At 64.2% G+C, this 16,703-nt stretch carries 16 protein-coding genes; 15 read left to right on the top strand and 1 reads right to left on the bottom strand.

The window, feature by feature from the left end; genetic code table 11:
- Nucleotides 1–190 precede the first annotated feature (190 nt).
- Nucleotides 191–679, bottom strand: coding sequence for an inorganic diphosphatase (locus ABEA18_RS05760; protein WP_344789058.1), 489 nt, complete (start codon nucleotides 677–679; stop codon nucleotides 191–193).
- 136 nt (nucleotides 680–815) lie between these two features.
- Between ABEA18_RS05760 and dacB the strand changes: the two genes are divergently transcribed.
- From dacB to ABEA18_RS05835, 15 genes are all read left to right on the top strand, one after another.
- Complete coding sequence (gene dacB / locus ABEA18_RS05765; RefSeq protein ID WP_345448335.1) at nucleotides 816–2,363, top strand: D-alanyl-D-alanine carboxypeptidase/D-alanyl-D-alanine endopeptidase; 1,548 nt, start codon at nucleotides 816–818, stop codon at nucleotides 2,361–2,363.
- A 77-nt stretch (nucleotides 2,364–2,440) separates the two neighbouring features.
- A complete protein-coding gene (locus ABEA18_RS05770) occupies nucleotides 2,441–3,544 on the top strand; it encodes a zinc-dependent metalloprotease (RefSeq protein ID WP_345448336.1) in 1,104 nt (367 codons plus the stop codon).
- A 104-nt stretch (nucleotides 3,545–3,648) separates the two neighbouring features.
- Nucleotides 3,649–4,686: a tRNA lysidine(34) synthetase TilS gene (gene tilS, locus ABEA18_RS05775; RefSeq protein ID WP_345448337.1), complete on the top strand. Its 1,038-nt coding sequence runs from the start codon at nucleotides 3,649–3,651 to the stop codon at nucleotides 4,684–4,686.
- Between the two features lie 31 nt (nucleotides 4,687–4,717).
- Nucleotides 4,718–5,269: a hypoxanthine phosphoribosyltransferase gene (gene hpt / locus ABEA18_RS05780; protein ID WP_059388924.1), complete on the top strand. Its 552-nt coding sequence runs from the start codon at nucleotides 4,718–4,720 to the stop codon at nucleotides 5,267–5,269.
- A gap of 288 nt (nucleotides 5,270–5,557) precedes the next feature.
- Entirely contained in the window at nucleotides 5,558–7,627 is a 2,070-nt protein-coding gene (gene ftsH / locus ABEA18_RS05785; protein WP_345448338.1) for an ATP-dependent zinc metalloprotease FtsH, read from the top strand.
- A 10-nt stretch (nucleotides 7,628–7,637) separates the two neighbouring features.
- The gene (folE, locus tag ABEA18_RS05790) at nucleotides 7,638–8,306 is read left to right on the top strand and encodes a GTP cyclohydrolase I FolE (protein WP_345448339.1); all 669 of its coding nucleotides are present in this window, start codon (nucleotides 7,638–7,640) and stop codon (nucleotides 8,304–8,306) included.
- Nucleotides 8,307–8,314: 8 nt separating this feature from the next.
- On the top strand, nucleotides 8,315–9,220 hold the full coding sequence (folP, locus tag ABEA18_RS05795; RefSeq protein WP_345448340.1) for a dihydropteroate synthase: 906 nt from the start codon (nucleotides 8,315–8,317) through the stop codon (nucleotides 9,218–9,220).
- Nucleotides 9,221–9,249: 29 nt separating this feature from the next.
- Entirely contained in the window at nucleotides 9,250–9,609 is a 360-nt protein-coding gene (gene folB / locus ABEA18_RS05800) for a dihydroneopterin aldolase (protein WP_345448341.1), read from the top strand.
- Nucleotides 9,606–10,145 (top strand): 2-amino-4-hydroxy-6-hydroxymethyldihydropteridine diphosphokinase, encoded by a 540-nt coding sequence (gene folK, locus ABEA18_RS05805; protein ID WP_345448342.1) that lies wholly within the window; start codon nucleotides 9,606–9,608, stop codon nucleotides 10,143–10,145. The genes folB and folK overlap by 4 nt, the downstream gene beginning before the upstream one ends.
- 3 nt (nucleotides 10,146–10,148) lie before the next feature.
- Nucleotides 10,149–10,670: a DUF3180 domain-containing protein gene (locus ABEA18_RS05810; RefSeq protein WP_345448343.1), complete on the top strand. Its 522-nt coding sequence runs from the start codon at nucleotides 10,149–10,151 to the stop codon at nucleotides 10,668–10,670.
- Nucleotides 10,651–11,163 carry a PH domain-containing protein gene (locus tag ABEA18_RS05815; RefSeq protein WP_345448359.1) on the top strand — a complete coding sequence of 171 codons (513 nt, stop codon included), beginning with the start codon at nucleotides 10,651–10,653 and terminating at the stop codon, nucleotides 11,161–11,163. The genes ABEA18_RS05810 and ABEA18_RS05815 overlap by 20 nt, the downstream gene beginning before the upstream one ends.
- A complete protein-coding gene (locus ABEA18_RS05820; RefSeq protein WP_345448344.1) occupies nucleotides 11,160–12,659 on the top strand; it encodes a PH domain-containing protein in 1,500 nt (499 codons plus the stop codon). The genes ABEA18_RS05815 and ABEA18_RS05820 overlap by 4 nt, the downstream gene beginning before the upstream one ends.
- On the top strand, nucleotides 12,652–13,602 hold the full coding sequence (locus ABEA18_RS05825) for a Rossmann-like and DUF2520 domain-containing protein (protein ID WP_345448345.1): 951 nt from the start codon (nucleotides 12,652–12,654) through the stop codon (nucleotides 13,600–13,602). Before ABEA18_RS05820 ends, ABEA18_RS05825 begins: the two co-directional genes overlap by 8 nt.
- Before the next feature lie 2 nt (nucleotides 13,603–13,604).
- Nucleotides 13,605–14,507, top strand: a complete 903-nt coding sequence (panC, locus tag ABEA18_RS05830; RefSeq protein WP_345448346.1) for a pantoate--beta-alanine ligase — start codon at nucleotides 13,605–13,607, stop codon at nucleotides 14,505–14,507.
- A 138-nt stretch (nucleotides 14,508–14,645) separates the two neighbouring features.
- Nucleotides 14,646–16,094, top strand: coding sequence for a DHA2 family efflux MFS transporter permease subunit (locus tag ABEA18_RS05835; protein ID WP_345448347.1), 1,449 nt, complete (start codon nucleotides 14,646–14,648; stop codon nucleotides 16,092–16,094).
- Nucleotides 16,095–16,703: the final 609 nt, after the last annotated feature.

Below are 16,703 nucleotides of genomic sequence, written 5' to 3' on the forward strand. Positions count from 1 at the left end.
CCCCCGCCGGCGTGCTAGTCAAAAAGCCGCCTGGGCCCACGCTACCGAGGGGCCCCAAACGAGCTTGCGAGTTTGGGGAGGTAGCGGGGAGGTTCCCTGGCCGAGCGGAGCGAGGTTAGGGTGGCAGTGGATGGGCCCACGCTACCGAGGGGCCCCAAACGAGCTTGCGAGTTTGGGGAGGTAGTGGGGACTAGTGGGAGACCGGAACGTAACGCTTGATGGAAGCTTCCAGCTCAGCTTCGGCTGCGGCGCGGTCGGCCCAGCCTTCGGCCTTGACCCACTTGCCGGGCTCAAGGTCCTTGTAACGGGTGAAGAAGTGCTCGATTTCCTTGATCAGGAATTCGCTGACATCGGTGATTTCCTGGATGTGGTCGAAGCGCGGGTCGGCCGGAACGCAGAGGACCTTGGCGTCGCCGCCGCCGTCGTCGGTCATGTTGAAAACGCCGATGGGCCGGGATTCAACGATGACGCCGGGGTAGAGGTCGAAGTCCTGCAGGAGGACCAGTGCGTCCAGCGGGTCGCCGTCCTCGCCAAGGGTGTTCTCGAAGAACCCGTAGTGCGTGGGGTACTGCATGGAGGTGAACAGGACGCGGTCCAGGCGGACGCGGCCGGTCTCGTGGTCAACTTCGTACTTGACGCGCGACCCCTTGGGGATCTCGATCGTGACGTCGTGCTTCATGGAATGCTCCTTGACGGTATTGGCATGGGCGCGGCAACAGAGCAGCCGACGCCGCCGACTACTATTGAGGATATAGCGAGAGGCCCAAGTTTCTTGAAACGGTGGGGACATTCAAGACTTTGAGGACTAAAGCTGCATGAAGGGCGTTGACGAGGCGGGGGCTGAAAAGCAGGCTCCGGAACAGCAGGAGACTCCCGTTCTCAGACCCAGGAAGCCCAGATCCGCGAAGCCCGCGTCGAAGGGCGTCGTCCGCTTTTTGCCACTGGTCTTGTTGACCTTGGTCATTGCTGCATTGGCGGTGCCGATGGGCCTCGGAGTCGCACCCGGATTCTTCGGTCCCGGCTCTTTCGGGGCCGCCGGTACGCCCGTACCCAAGGTGCCGGCCTGGCAACAGGTCCCCAAGCAGTTGAGCCGCACCCAGGTCGTTGCCCCCTTGGACGCTTCCGCCCCGGTCCCCCTGCCGGCCGATGTCACAAGCCAGCTCAACGCCCTCCTGACGCCCGACGGCGGGGGAGACTTCACCGGCGTCGTTGAGGATGCGTTGACCGGACTTCCGCTTTACGATCGTGACGGCGCCAAGAACCGGGTGCCGGCGTCCAACATGAAACTGCTCACGGCTGTCGCGGCGCTGCGGGCGATCGGGCCGGAGACACGCTTCAGCACGCGGGTCCTGGCTGGACCTTCGGCGTCGACCATCATCCTGAGCGCCGGAGGTGATGTCCTGCTCGGCGACGGACCGTCCCAGCCAAGCGAGGTGCTTGGCCATGCCGGCCTGGAGACCCTCGCGGCGGATGCGGCCAAAGCGCTCCAGGACCGCGGCGTGAAGGGTCCGGTCACCGTGGAATTGGACGATGGACTATTCACCGGTCCGGCTTTGAATCCGGCGTGGAGCCTCGACGACGTCGCTGCGGGCGAAACCGCGCCAATCTTTCCGCTCGCCTTGAACTCTGCCCGGACAAGCCCGGGTGCGACCACCGGTCCGCGTCCGCAAGACGCCGCGCTCACTGCCGCAGCGGCTTTCGCCGGGAAGCTCCAAGCCGCGGGCACGGCTTCCGGATTCACGGTGGTCCCCGGTGTGGAACGCGCCACCGTTCCAGCCGGAAAGCAGGACGTCCTCGCGAGCGTGGTGTCTGCCACGGTCCGTGAGCAAGTGGACTTGATGCTGGAAACCTCGGACAACTACCTTGCCGAGGTATTTGGCCGGATGGCCGCACTGTCCGCTGGAAAGCCGGGATCTAACGACGGCGCGACGGCGGCCGTGAGCGCTCAGGTGGCGGAACTGGGGATCGCCACGGATTCCATGCACTTGGCGGACGTGTCCGGCCTTGCTTTGGGGAACCAGGTGTCGGCACGGCAGTTCGCGGATGTGGTGCGCGCGATTACCTCGGGACCGGACACTCGTCTCCGTGCCGCCCTCGCCGGGTTCCCGGTGGCGGGGCTGACCGGGACGCTCGGCGACCGCTACGCTGACGCCACCACCTCCCAAGGGGCGGGACTGGTGCGGGCCAAGACCGGTACCTTGAATTCGGTGATCGCTTTGAGCGGCTACGTGGTGGACGCGAACGGCCGTCTTCTGGTCTTTTCCTTTATCGGCAACGGGCTGACGCCGGGCGCGGCGGGGAACAAGGTAGCGCTTGACCGGTCCGCCACGGCACTCGCGTCATGTGGTTGCCGGGCTGGCTGACGTTCGCCGCTACCTGACGTTCGCCGCTGAGCGAACTTAAGGGTGCAGATTCAGACTGTTGTGTTCTGATGGTTCGTATGGAGTCTCAGCAGCAAGCCCAGTCCCTCATCAACTGGGAGCTGGCCGCCTCCACGGCCGCCCGGCTCGCTCCCCCCGGCCCAGTACTTAGTCCGGCCCAGATCGGTAAAGCCGTGGACAGCCTGCGTTTCAGCGCGGACATCTCGGTACCACATGTGCATGACATCACCGGCTTGGAAGCCGCACGCGATCTGCGCGATTCCCATGTGCTGGTAGTTGACCGGGCGTCGTGGGCAAAGGCCAACACCCAAAGTTTTGCCGTGATGCTCCAGCCGGCCCTCAAGCAAATGCTGGATTCCCGGCGGGGGCCGGCGATGACACCGGCCGCGGCGGCCGCGAGCGGCGCCATCACCGGCAGCCAGCTCGGGGCTGTGCTTGCCTTCTTGTCGAGCAAAGTCCTGGGCCAGTACGATCCCTTCGCCGCGCTCGCCCCGGACTCGAAAGCGCCGCCTGCCGGCCGGCTCCTGCTGGTGGCTCCGAACATCATCTCCGTGGAGCGCGAGCTCAACGTCGATCCTGACGATTTCCGGCTCTGGGTCTGCCTTCACGAGCAGACCCACCGGGTGCAGTTCGCCGCCGCACCCTGGCTCCGGACCCACATGCTCGAGGAAATCGAACGCCTCAGCGCCAATCTCATCGGCAATGTGGACTCCATCATGGACCGCGCCACGGCCGCCGCCCGGTCCCTGCGCGACCGCTCCTCCGGTGCCGTGCCCGGCCGCGGAGCCATCCTGGACCTGCTCCAGAACCCCGAGGAAAAGGCCTCGCTTTCGCACCTCACAGCCGTCATGAGCTTGCTGGAAGGCCACGCCAACGTGGTGATGGACGCTGTCGATTCCACCCTGATCCCTTCGGTGAAGACCATCCGGCAGCGCTTCAACGCGCGGGGCAAGGACCGCGGAATGATCGAGAAATTCATCCGCAACATCCTCGGCCTGGACGCCAAGATGCGCCAGTACAGCGACGGTGCCAAGTTCGTCCGCGAAGTGGTTGCGGTGGCCGGCATGGAGGGCCTGAACCGGGTCTGGGAATCGGCCGAAAAACTGCCCACCGAGGCCGAAATCCACGACTCCAAGCTGTGGCTTGAGCGGATGGGGCTGTGACCGCAGGCACCACATCGGGCCCGGGCGCAAGCAGTAGCAACTCACCAAGCAGCGGACGACGGCGTCCCGGGCGTTTGGCGCCGGTCGTCGGCAAAGCACGGAATATGTTGCAGGACGCACTGGCCTCCGCGGGCTATCCCGAACGAATCCTGGTGGCATGCAGCGGCGGGCCGGACTCCTTGGCACTTGCCTCAGTGGCGGCCTATTTTGCCCGTCGAGGCCATGTGCACGGCCGCCCCGTGAGCGTAGCCGCCGTCGTGGTCGACCACCAGTTGCAGGAAGGCTCGGCTGAGGTTGCGGCACGAACCGTGTCGATCCTGGAGGGCCTGGGACTCTCGCCCGTCCAGCTGCGGACTGTGGAGGTGGCAGCTACCGGGTTCGGGCCGGAAGCGGCAGCCCGGGACGCCCGGCACGCGGCGCTCGAAGCAGCCGCCACCGAACTCGATTGTGGAGCAATCCTGCTGGGGCACACCTTGGACGACCAGGCCGAGCAGGTCCTGCTGGGCCTGGCCCGGGGCTCGGGAGCCCGTTCCCTCGCCGGGATGCGGCCAGCCCGCGGCAAACTCCTTCGTCCCTTCCTCGGGCTTCGCCGCGCAGAAACGCTTGAAATCTGCGAGGTCGAGGAACTCGAAACCTGGCACGATCCCAGTAACGCTGACCCTGCCTTCGCCCGCTCGCGGACCAGGGTTGAGGTGATGCCTTTGCTTGAGGACAAGCTGGGGCCCGGTGTTGCCGAATCACTCGCCCGCACCGCCGCGATCCTCCAGCAGGATGCCGACTTCCTGGAGCAGCTTGCCGCAGAGAGTTATGCGCGCCTCGTCAACCGGACCGACGACGGGGTCTGGCTTCGCGAAGATGCCTTGAGGGAATTGTCCCCCGCGCTGAGGTTCCGGGTGATCGCCAAAGCGGCTGCCGACGTCGGGGGCCAACAGCCCGGCTACGGGCGGCTTCAGGCGGCCGAAGCCTTGCTGCGCCGGCAGGGATCTGCGGGTCCCGTGCAGCTTCCCGGAAGCGTCAGCGCCTACCGCGTGTCCCTGAGCGAATTGGAGCGGGAGGCCTCAGCCGCGGGAACTGCCGTTCCCCGCGAAGGCGGCGGCTGTGGGAAGCTAGTATTCCGGCATCAAAGATCGCCCCAACAGTAGCCGCACCCACGCATCAACACAGGAGCCATTGGTGGATTCAAACGACGTCCAGGCAGACCTCAAACACGTTCTCTACACCAAGGAGCAGATCCAGCAACGGATCGCCGAACTTGCTGCACAGATTGACAAGGACTACGAGGGCCGTGAGCTGCTGATCGTCGGCGTGCTCAAGGGTGCCGTCATGGTCATGGCAGACCTCGCGCGTGCGCTGCACAGCCACGTCAGCATGGACTGGATGGCAGTGTCCTCTTACGGCTCCGGTACCCAGTCCTCCGGCGTCGTGCGCATCCTCAAGGACCTCGATACCGACCTCATGGGCAAGGATGTCCTGATTGTCGAAGACATTATCGATTCCGGACTGACCCTCTCCTGGCTCAAGACCAACCTCGAATCGCGGGGCACTGCTTCCGTGGAAATCTGCACGGCTTTCCGCAAGCCAACGGCCGCGAAGGTCGAGATCGACGTCAAGTATGTCGGCTATGACATTCCCAACGAATTCGTCGTCGGCTACGGCCTCGATTACGCCGAGAAATACCGCAACCTGGACTTTGTGGGAACCCTGGCCCCGCACGTTTACGAATAACTCCTCTCGCAGCGAACCACCGCGGCATGATTCGCGGAGTGAAAGCGGCCTCCTTTTCGGGAGGCCGCTTCCCGTTGTGCAGTGATGCGGGCTCCTGAAAGAACCATGGATTTCCCCCGGGAACTTCCGGAATTCCGCGATCATGTACGCCTAGAGGGAACTTTTGCCTCTCACTGTGCGTGAATCACTCCGAACGGTGTAAAGCTAGAAACTGACGCAGCACCACACGCGCGCAGAAGCTGCGCCGTGCAGCACTACCAGGAGGGACGGGGCGGAGCCCCCGAACAGATGAAAGCTAAGAGTTTCTTCAAGGGCCCGGGCATCTGGATTGTTGTCGTAGTCGGCTTGCTCCTGGTGGCATTTGCAACCCTTGCCCCCGGCGGATCCACCCGTATCGACACCGACAAGGGCCTCGCGATCCTCGCGCAGAGCGGCAAGGTGGACCAGGCCAAAATCTACGATGCCGAGAACCGCGTTGACCTGACGCTGAAAGACAACCTCGTCATCGATGGCCAGGACAAGGGTAAGAACGTCCAGTTCTTCTACGTCACCGCGCGAGCCGGGGATGTCGTCAAGGCCGTCACCAACGCCCAACCATCCGGTGGCTTCACGGACCAGCCCGTCGAGAACAACTGGTTCTCCGGACTGTTCTCGCTCCTCATCCCCGTCCTCCTGCTGGGTGTGCTCTTCTGGTTCCTCCTCTCGCGCATGCAAGGCGGCGGTTCCAAGGTGATGCAGTTCGGGAAGTCGAAGGCCAAACTGGTCAACAAGGACATGCCGCAGGTCACCTTCTCGGATGTCGCCGGTGCCGATGAAGCCGTCGAAGAGCTCCAGGAAATCAAGGAATTCCTCGCGGAACCGGCAAAGTTCCAGGCCGTCGGCGCGAAGATCCCCAAGGGCGTGCTGTTGTACGGCCCTCCGGGCACAGGCAAGACACTCCTGGCCCGCGCCGTCGCAGGCGAAGCCGGCGTCCCGTTCTTCTCCATCTCGGGCTCGGACTTCGTCGAAATGTTCGTAGGTGTCGGTGCATCGCGCGTCCGCGACCTCTTCGAGCAAGCCAAGTCCAATGCGCCCGCCATCATTTTCGTTGACGAGATCGACGCCGTCGGACGTCACCGTGGCGCCGGTATCGGCGGCGGCAACGACGAGCGCGAGCAGACCCTTAACCAGCTCCTCGTCGAGATGGACGGCTTCGACGTCAAGACCAACGTCATCCTGATCGCTGCAACCAACCGTCCGGACGTCCTGGACCCTGCCCTGCTCCGTCCTGGCCGCTTCGACCGCCAGATCACTGTTGAAGCACCGGACCTGATAGGTCGCGAACAGATCCTGAATGTCCACGCCAAGGGCAAGCCCATGGCCCACGGCGTCGACCTCAAGGGCGTTGCGAAGAAGACCCCGGGCTACACGGGTGCCGACCTCGCCAATGTGCTCAACGAGGCCGCCCTCCTGACGGCAAGGTCCAATGCAAACCTGATTGACGACCGCGCCCTGGACGAGGCAATCGACCGTGTCATGGCCGGCCCGCAGAAGCGCAGCCGCGTCATGAAGGAAATGGAGCGCAAGATCACCGCCTACCACGAAGGCGGCCACGCCCTGGTGGCGGCAGCATTGCGCAATTCGGCCCCAGTCACGAAGATCACCATCCTGCCCCGAGGCCGCGCACTCGGCTACACAATGGTTGTCCCCGAGGACGACAAGTACTCGATCACGCGCAACGAACTCCTGGACCAGATGGCCTATGCCATGGGTGGCCGCGTCGCAGAGGAAATCGTCTTCCACGACCCCTCCACGGGCGCCTCGAACGATATCGAAAAGGCCACCGGGACGGCTCGCAAGATGGTCACCCAGTTCGGCATGAGCGAGCGCATCGGCGCCGTGAAGCTTGGCGCAGGCGGCGGCGAGCCGTTCCTGGGCCGTGACATGGCACAGGAACGCAACTACTCCGACTCGGTGGCGTACATCGTTGACGAGGAAGTGCGGCGCCTGATCGATCAGGCCCATGACGAGGCCTACGCCATCCTGACCGAGAACCGCGACGTCCTGGACCAGTTGGCCCTCGAACTGCTTGAGCGCGAAACGCTGAACCAGGCGGAGATCGCCTACATCTTCCGCGACATCCGCAAGCGTGACTTCCGTGAGGTGTGGCTCTCCAAGGAGTCCCGTCCGGTCCAGACCATCCCGCCGGTGGAATCCCGCGCAGAGAAGGCTGAACGTGAGGCACAGGAAGAGGCCAAGGCCGCTCGTCTCGAAGAGCCTTTGGACGCTCAGTCCCCGCACCCGCAGGGAGTCGGCAGCCAGGAGTCATTCACCGGCCAGGGACCTGACGCGGGCACCGACGTTTCGCATCAAGGCTAAGCTTTCTGCTGTGACTCACATCGACGACGACGACTTCAGCGGTGCCGCCAGTGATGACTTCGGCGGCACCTCCGGGGCGAAATCAGGCGGCCACCGCCACGGACACCACCCATATAAGGTCGACCGACCGCGCATCGAGGCGGCCGTCCGCGAGATCCTCATTGCCGTGGGCGAGGACCCGGACCGGGGCGGACTGCTGGATACGCCGAAGCGCGTTGCCAAGGCGTACGCCGAGGTCTTCGCGGGACTGCACCAGGATCCCGAAGATGTCCTGTCCACCACGTTCGACCTCGACCATGAGGAACTCGTGCTGGTCAAGGACATCCCGTTCTATTCCACGTGCGAGCACCATTTGGTACCGTTCCACGGTGTCGCGCACGTTGGATACATCCCTTCGCACGATGGCAAAGTGACGGGGCTGAGCAAACTGGCCCGTCTCGTGGACATTTATGCCCGCCGTCCCCAAGTGCAGGAACGCCTGACCACCCAGATCGTCGAAGCGCTCGTGACATACCTCAAGCCCCGGGGCGCGATCGTCGTCGTCGAATGCGAACACATGTGCATGTCCATGCGTGGCATCCGCAAGCCCGGCGCCAAGACCGTCACCAGCGCAGTGCGCGGGCAACTTCATGACCCGGCCACCCGCGCCGAAGCCATGAGCCTCATACTCGGAAGGTAACAAAGACCATGGATTCCCTCGCAGCCGCACCAGGAACGGGCCCGGCTACCAGCCCCCTGCCCATTCTCCGCAAACCCCGTCGAGCCGCCCGCTTCGCGGACCTGCCGGCCGACCGCACGCTCGTCATGGGAATTCTGAACGTCACGCCTGATTCCTTCAGCGACGGCGGCAAGCACCCCACGGCGGACACCGCCATCGCCCACGCATTGCGCATGTTGTACGCGGGAGCGGACATCATCGACGTCGGCGGCGAATCGACCCGCCCGGGCGCCGAGCCTGTCTCCCCGGAAGAAGAACAACGGAGGGTCTTGCCGGTGATCCAGGCACTCGTTAAGGCCGGGGCGCTCGTCAGCATCGACACGACGCACGCCTCGACGGCCGCTGCGGCCGTGGAGGCCGGAGCCGCGATCATCAACGACGTTTCAGGGCTGAGCCTCGAACCTGAGATGGCCGAACTCGTCGCTCGTACCAAGGTGCCCTATGTTCTGACGCATCGCCGGGGCGACGCCGAGACGATGAACAGCCTTGCCGACTACGGCAATGTCGTGGAGGAAGTCATCGAGGAACTCAAGGGCGTCCGAGACAAGCTCTACGCGGCAGGCGTGACAGCAGAGCAAATCATTGTGGATCCCGGCCTGGGTTTCTCCAAGGACGAGGACCAGAACTGGCAACTCCTCAAGTACATCGGCAAGCTGGATGAGCTTGGCCACAAGGTCCTGATCGGAGCTTCCCGGAAGCGCTTCCTCGGAACGCTCTTGACCGTGGCTGGCAAGGCGGCGGCACCGGAGGAGCGGGACCATGCCACCGCGGCCATCACGGCAATCAGTGCCGCGAACGGCGCCTGGGCTGTGCGCGTCCACGACGTCGGCCCCAGCCTTGACGCCGTCAAGGTTGCTGCGCGCATCAGACACTAAGCTTCGTGAACAGAGGGGGAGGAACCGGCTTGGACAGGATCACACTGACCGGAGTGACCGCCGTCGGGCATCACGGCGTCTTCGACTTCGAGCGCCGGGACGGACAGCCGTTCGTCGTCGACGCGGTGCTGTACACCGATTTCAGCAAGGCCGCGGAAACGGATGACCTGCAGTTCACGGCGCACTACGGTGAAGTGGCCGAGTACATTACGTCCCTCATTACGGGCGAGCCACTCAACCTGATCGAGGCCCTCGCGGTGCGGATCGCCGAGGGGATTCTGGCGGGCTTCCACGTCTCCGCCGTCGATGTCACGGTCCACAAACCCAAGGCTCCCATCGAAGTGCCCTTCGGTGATGTCACTGTCAGTGTCCACAGGGAGCGTGCATGAGCTCCCGTTTCACGAAAGCCATCCTCGCCCTCGGCAGCAACCTGGGCGAGCGGAACGACACCCTGTCCACCGCCGTTGCCGACCTCGTTGACCGCCCGGAAATCCGCCTGCTCGGTGTCTCTCCTGTGGTGCAGACCAAAGCCGTGGGCGGGCCCGTGGGGCAACCGGATTTCCTCAACATGGTGATCGCCATCGAGACCACCCTTACGCCACTGGAACTCTTGCAGCACTGCCACGACGTCGAACAAATGCACCACCGGGTCCGCGAGGTCCGCTGGGGCCCCCGCACCTTGGACGTGGACATCATCGTCTACGGCGAACTCACGAGCGACGACGAAACGCTGACCCTGCCTCATCCGCGTGCTGCGGAGCGGGCCTTCGTGCTCTATCCATGGGCCCTCCTGGACCCTGCGGCGCGGCTCAACGGTGAGAGCGTCGCCGAGCTGGCCGCGAAGGCCGAGGACTTTCCCGGGCTTCGGCCTTTCGACGGTTTCGACGGATCCGGCAGCGTCGCTGCCGCGGGAGCGGTGGAGTAGTCCATGAAGGCCATGCGTCCGCTCTTGTTGGCGATCATCGCCGTCGTTCTTGCCGCAATTGGTTGGCTGACCACCGTACTCACCACGCGCTACAGCATGGCGACGCCGGTGCTTCCTCCTTCCGCGCTGGTGACCATGGGCTTCATCGCCGTGCTCACCTTGATCATGGGCATCCGGGTCCTGCGATGGCGCAACGGCAAGAAGAAGACCATGCTCAACCCCATCCTGGCCGCGCGAACCCTGATCCTGGCCCAGGCCTGCGCTTATGCGGGCACCGTGCTGCTGGGCTGGCATGCGGGAATCGTGATTGAGCAACTCCGGCTTTGGAGCTTCCGCAGTGACCAAGGCATCTTGTGGCTCGCGCTGATCATGGGCGGCGGCGGGCTCATCATGACCGTCGTGGGGCTCGTGGTGGAGCGGTTCTGCCGCATCCCACCGGAAGACCTGGAAGGCGGCCCGGGCGTCAGGGATCCACGTCGTGGCGAAGCCAAGGGCGAAGGCGAATATGCATACCGTGGCGATTGATCCTCCGGGCATCCAGTGGCTGCGCGTATCGCCGAAATACGTGACGGTGCGGCTCGTCGAGTGGGCCATCCGCAACGTGATCACGATCGGCCTGTTCAGCCTGCCCTTGCTCTTCGTGGAACTGGGATGGTGGAAGTGGCCACCGCTGTGGCTAGCCGTCGCCGTTCCCACGGCCTTTCTACTGCTTGCCCTGTGGCGGCTCGTGTTGATCCCGAGGCAGGTCAGGGCCATCGGCTATGCGGAACGCGACGACGATCTGCTGATCCGCCGCGGCATCTTCTTCCAGCGGACCATGGTGGTTCCCTACGGCCGGATGCAGTTCGTCGATGTAACGGTTGGACCCGTCGAGCGGCTCTTGGGGCTGTGCACCCTCAAACTCCACACCGCCTCGGCTGGAACCAACGCCCACCTGCCTGGACTTCCCGCCGTTGAAGGCGCACGGCTGCGCGAGCAGCTTTCGGCCCGCGGTGAAGCGAGGCTGGCCGGGCTGTGACCCAGGAACAGACCGTCGTCGACGGCGACTGGCACCGCGTCCACCCGGCGTCGCCTTTCGTGCGGGGATGGGTGGCGCTTGCGGCGATCGTTTATTTCTTCGGCCGCGATACCTTCGAACGAGCCCTCCAAGGCCGCGGGACCATTGGCGACAACTTTAACGAACGCACGCTTTGGCTTCTGGCCGGCGGCGGCGTCGTGCTGTTGCTGGCTTTGGGGTCCTTCGTCCTCAGCTGGTATTTCACCCGGTATCAGCTTGCCGAAGGCTATGTCCGGGTCAACACCGGATTCCTGTTCAAACAGCAGCGCCAGGCGCGGCTTGACCGGGTCCAGGCCATCGACATCGTGCAGCCGCTGCTTGCCCGTATTTTCGGGCTCGCGGAGCTGAAGTTCGAGGTGGCCGACGCCGGCCACTCGGCCGTGCGGCTCTCGTACCTCAGGCTCGCGCAGGCCAAACAGCTCCGTGCCACGATCCTGGGCCGGGCCGCCGGTATTGCTGACGGGAGCGAAACGGTCGAGGTGCCCGAAGCGCCCGAACAGGTGGTGCTCTACGTGCCGCCTGGAAGGCTTGTCGGTTCGCTGATCCTGAGCGAGCAAAGCCTCTTCATTGTGCTCAGCGCCATCGCGTCGGTCCTGGTGTCAGTGCTGACCGAGTCCCGGGCCTTCATCCTCTACCTGATACCAGCAATCCTCGGCTTGGGTACCGCCTACTGGCGCTCGTTCAATACGGGCTACAACTTTACGGCGGCAATTTCCCCGGACGGCATCCGTGTGCGCTACGGACTCCTGGATACCCGGGCCCAGACCGTGCCTCCCGGCCGCATCCAGGCCCTCAAGGTCACGCAGCCGCCGCTGTGGCGCATTCTCGGCTGGTATCGGATCCATGTGAACGTTGCCGGCTACGGTGAACACCACCGCAGCGAAGGCGATCACAGGACCATGCTGCTTCCCGTCGGCAGGAAGCCTGAAGTGATGATGATGCTCTCACTCGTCTTGCCCGATCCCGGTATCGCCGATCCTGAGCGGGTGTTCACCGCCGGGTTGACCGGACTGGATTCAGTCGCCGGCTTTGTCACTACCCCCAAGCGTGCCTGGATTCTTTCCCCGTTGGGCTGGCGACGCAACGGCTTCCTTTCAACGGACACGGCCCTGCTGCTACGCTCCGGCCGCTTGTGGCGGAAGCTCGTGATGGTCCCGCATCAACGAACCCAGTCGATCGCCCTCCACCAGGGTCCGTTGGCCCGGCTCTTCGGCGTGGCCGACCTCGTGTTGCATACGACTCCAGGGCCGGTGGCGCCCCGGCTCATCCAGGCAGCCACAGAGGAAGCAGTAAGTTTGTTCGACCAGCAGGCGGCCCGGGCCCGGAAAGCCCGCAAACTGCAGAGCTCCGAGCAATGGCTGGCGCAACTCCCGCCCGTGGCGATGCCGGCCCCGGCCCCGCCCGCCACGCCTGCCATGCAGCACGCACCGACCCAGGAGGAACCCCACCATGGCTAGGCCAGGACGACTCGGCGTAGGAATCATTGGCGCCGGCAAGGTGGGTGCCGTATTGGGTGCGGCCCTGCGCGGGGCTGAGCACGCCGTCGTCGGGGTTTCCGCAGTCTCGGAGGCGAGCCGGGAACGGGCAGAGACGCTGCTGCCGGGGGTTCCGATCCTCGAAATCCAGGAAATCGTGGAGCGGTCCGAGTTGGTGCTCCTTGCTGTTCCGGACGATGCCCTCGGCGAACTCGTGGCGGGACTGGCCAAGCTCGGAGCATGGCAGCCCGGTCAACTCGTGGCACACACTTCCGGCCGCTTCGGCGTCGGAGTACTGAAGCCGGTCCGCGCGGCAGGTGCCATTCCGCTCGCTCTTCACCCGGCCATGACGTTCACGGGCATGAGCCTGGACCTGACCCGGCTCCTGGACTGCACTTTCGGGGTCACCGCCGACGCTGCGATGTTGCCCATCGCCCAAGCCCTCGTGGTGGAGATGGGTGCCGAACCAGTGGCCATTGCCGAGGCCGATCGCACGCTTTACCATGCAGCCCTCGCGCACAGCTCGAACCACATGGTCACCCTTGTGGCCCAGTCATCCCAACTGCTTCGGGACATTGGCGTCGACGCGCCCGAACGCATGCTCGGCCCGTTGCTCCGCGCCACCTTGGAAAACGCTCTGGCCTCAGGCGAGTCCGCGTTGACCGGGCCCGTGGCCCGCGGGGATGTGGGAACGGTGGCCGCCCACTCGGAGGCCCTCAAGGAGTACGACGGCGGTGCCGGCGGCGATGTCCTCGTCGCCTACCAGGCCATGGCCCGCGCTACGGCCCGCCGGGCGGTCAATCGCGGACTGCTAAAGCAGGGCCAGTTTGGCGACATCAACAATGCTTTGGACGGCTCAGGCACGCCGGACAACGGTAAGGACCGTCCAGGCAACGACGCTGCCGGGACGCAGGAAGGAAACTGAGAATGGCCATCAAACTTGTGACCACCGCGGCGGAACTGCGGGCCGAAAGCGCGCGGTTGCTCGCGAAAAAGCGCGGCAGCTCGCAAGGCCTCGTCCCCACGATGGGAGCGCTGCACACCGGGCACGCAGCGCTGGCCCGCACCGCCGTCGAGCAGAACGACGTGGTGGTGGTCTCCATCTTCGTGAACCCCCTGCAATTCGGCGAGGCCGCGGACCTCGAACGGTACCCGCGCACGCTCGATGCCGATATGGCCCTCCTGGACGCCGAGGGCGTGGATCTCGTCTTCGCCCCTTCCGTTGACGAGGTTTATCCCGGCGGGGAGCCGTTGGTCCGGGTGACTTCGGGACCGCTGGGCGAGAAATGGGAGGGTGCCTCGCGTCCCGGCCACTTCGACGGCGCCCTCACCGTGGTCGCCAAACTGCTGCACTACGGCCTGCCTGGCGGTCCAGCCGCCGACGGCGGTGCTGCCGCGTACCGCGCGTACTTCGGCCAGAAGGATGCCCAGCAGTTGGCCCTCGTGAGGAGGATGGTGGCCGATCTCAGCTTTCCGGTGGACATCGTGGCCGTGCCGACCGTGCGCAACGCGGAAGGGCTGGCGCTTTCCAGCCGGAACCGTTTCCTTTCCGAAGAAGAGCAAGAAGCGGCACTGGTGCTCTCCCGTGCCCTCCGCCTCCTCGAGTCCCGCGCCTTGGCGAACGAACCGCTCGAGCTGGACTCCGCCGTCGCGCTCGTTGAATCCCAGCCCCTCGTGAAGCTGGACTATTTCGACGTCGTTGACACCCGCACGCTCGAACCGCTCGCCGAAAACTGCAAGGAAACTCCGTTCCGCGGCGAAGGGCTTGCGATCATTGCAGCGAAGGTCGGGCCCGTGCGCTTGATTGACAACGTGCCGCTGAGTTCCTGAGCACTCTTAACTTTCGGATGCCCGTACGCAAACGTTTGGATTAAGCTGCTGACGGGAATGCGGTTGAGGCTTAGACTGTTGCAATCTTCACCGGTGCCGAGCGCCGGAAACCATCGCACCCAAAGCTGAGGGATCCTCATGTCTACCGACGTCACATCAGACGCGCACGGCAAACCCAGGCCGGAAACGGCGACACAGCAAGCCAGCGACAGGATGTCGCGCGAGTCTGTCACCATCATCGTCACGCTACTTGTGGCCACCTTCGTGGTGATCCTCAACGAGACCATCATGAACGTCGCCTTGCAGCGGCTCATGACGGACCTCAACGTCGACGCCCCCACAGTCCAGTGGCTCTCCACCGGATTCATGCTGACCATGGCCGTGGTCATACCCACCACCGGCTTCATCCTCCAGAGGCTCACCACTCGAGCTGCGTTCCTTCTGGCGATCGGACTGTTCAGCACCGGCACCATGCTCGCGGCATTAGCCCCGGGTTTTGGAGTGCTCTTGTTGGCGCGGATCGTCCAAGCGGGCGGCACCGCGATCATGCTCCCGCTGCTGATGACAACCATTTTGACCCTGGTGCCCCTGTCCCGCCGGGGTGCGGTGATGGGTAACGTGACCATCGCGATTTCGGTTGCGCCGGCGCTGGGCCCCACGGTTTCCGGCATCATCCTTGACCACTTCTCGTGGCGATTCATGTTCGTCTTCGTGCTTCCGGTGGCCTTGCTGGCCATGGGCATCGGTGCCAAGTTCCTCACAAACGTTGGCGAGCGAGGCAATGTGAGGCTGGACTTCGTCTCGGTGGTCCTGACCGTTCCTGCGTTCGGCGGGTTGGTCTATGGGCTGAGCCAGATCGGTGGCCACGCGGGAGAAACTGCCGTGCCGATCGTTGCGCTGGTGATCGGTGTCTTGTGCATGGTGGCGTTCGTTTTCCGCCAGCTCAAGTTGCAGAAGTCCGACGCGCCCTTGCTGGACCTCAGGGCATTCAACTTCCGCATGTTCACGGTGTCGGTCCTGCTCATGGTGGTTGCGATGATGGCCCTGTTCGGCGGAGTGATCCTGCTGCCGCTCTACCTCCAGAACGTCCTCCACCTGCAGCCGATGGAGACCGGCCTGGCTCTCCTTCCGGGCGGGTTGGCGATGGGCCTGCTCGGGCCGGTTGTCGGCAGGTTGTTCGACAAGATTGGTCCGCTCCCGCTGACTGTGACAGGTTCAATCCTGCTGGTACTCACGCTGTGGCAGTTCTCGATGCTCACCGCGGATAGCCCCTTGTGGTGGGTCGTGGTCCTGTACGCAGTACTCAGCCTGGGTTTGGCTTTGCTGTTCACGCCGGCGTTTACCACTGGCCTCAACCCGCTCCCGCCCCACCTCTACTCGCATGGCTCGGCCATCATGAGCACGCTGCAGCAGGTGGCGGGAGCGGCAGGGACGGCACTCCTGGTTTCGATCTTCGCCGTGGTCTCGGCCTCGTCCGGCTTTGTCGCCGGGATGCAGGCCGCCTTCTTGACAGCCACTTTGATTGCGGTGCTTGCCGTAGTGCTGTCCACCATGATGCGCAAGACCGAGGGCGCGGCCGGGCACTAGTCCGCTTTTGTTTACTGGTGCGGCGCGTTGTTTGTGACGCACGGCATGTTTGTGCCTTGCGGCCCTAAAGGCTTTCTCTCAGGTGTCGCTGGGCCCGAAATCGCCGTGTTGTAGCGGGTTTTGGAGCGCAGGATGGTAGTGCGGGGGTGATTTGCGCCGGGTCTTGGCGGTGTGTAAAGTAGTTCGAGTCGCCGCCGCTGATGCGGAAAAATTGCGACCGACCCCCTTCCAAATGGAAACCAAATTTCCGGTTCGCTTTTGTGCGTTCCGGTGAGGTTTCCCGGGGGTCGCGGATGATGTTTTGTCCGGTGCGGTTCCCGGGATCGGGAGTTGTGCGGATGATGTTTTGTCCGGTGCGGTTCCCGGGATCGGGAGTTGTGCGGAGAGAGCGCGTCTGGTAAGTTTGGGAAGTTGCTCCGGAGCGATCCTGGACCCTGTGGGGTGTGGGTGGTGCCGGGTGTGTCTGTTGTTTGAGAACTCAATAGTGTGCCAAGTTTGTTGATACCGATTTATTTATATGAATTGGTTGTTTTGGCTGGTCCTGTGTCGCTTCGGTGGCGTGGGGCTGGTTTTTTACAGCTGGTTTCAAATTTTGTGCAGCCCGGCCGT

The sequence above is a fragment of the Arthrobacter gyeryongensis genome (assembly GCF_039543785.1).
GTDB lineage: Bacteria > Actinomycetota > Actinomycetes > Actinomycetales > Micrococcaceae > Arthrobacter > Arthrobacter gyeryongensis.

Coding starts and splice junctions, on each gene's coding strand:
- ABEA18_RS05825 (WP_345448345.1), top strand. CDS start 12,652: ATGGCTAGGCCAGGACGACTCGGCGTAGGAATCATTGGCGCCGGCAAG.
- dacB (WP_345448335.1), top strand. CDS start 816: ATGAAGGGCGTTGACGAGGCGGGGGCTGAAAAGCAGGCTCCGGAACAG.
- ABEA18_RS05815 (WP_345448359.1), top strand. CDS start 10,651: ATGCATACCGTGGCGATTGATCCTCCGGGCATCCAGTGGCTGCGCGTA.
- tilS (WP_345448337.1), top strand. CDS start 3,649: ATGTTGCAGGACGCACTGGCCTCCGCGGGCTATCCCGAACGAATCCTG.
- folK (WP_345448342.1), top strand. CDS start 9,606: ATGAGCTCCCGTTTCACGAAAGCCATCCTCGCCCTCGGCAGCAACCTG.
- ftsH (WP_345448338.1), top strand. CDS start 5,558: ATGAAAGCTAAGAGTTTCTTCAAGGGCCCGGGCATCTGGATTGTTGTC.
- folP (WP_345448340.1), top strand. CDS start 8,315: ATGGATTCCCTCGCAGCCGCACCAGGAACGGGCCCGGCTACCAGCCCC.
- ABEA18_RS05835 (WP_345448347.1), top strand. CDS start 14,646: ATGTCTACCGACGTCACATCAGACGCGCACGGCAAACCCAGGCCGGAA.
- ABEA18_RS05810 (WP_345448343.1), top strand. CDS start 10,149: ATGAAGGCCATGCGTCCGCTCTTGTTGGCGATCATCGCCGTCGTTCTT.
- ABEA18_RS05760 (WP_344789058.1), bottom strand. CDS start 679: ATGAAGCACGACGTCACGATCGAGATCCCCAAGGGGTCGCGCGTCAAG.
- panC (WP_345448346.1), top strand. CDS start 13,605: ATGGCCATCAAACTTGTGACCACCGCGGCGGAACTGCGGGCCGAAAGC.
- ABEA18_RS05770 (WP_345448336.1), top strand. CDS start 2,441: ATGGAGTCTCAGCAGCAAGCCCAGTCCCTCATCAACTGGGAGCTGGCC.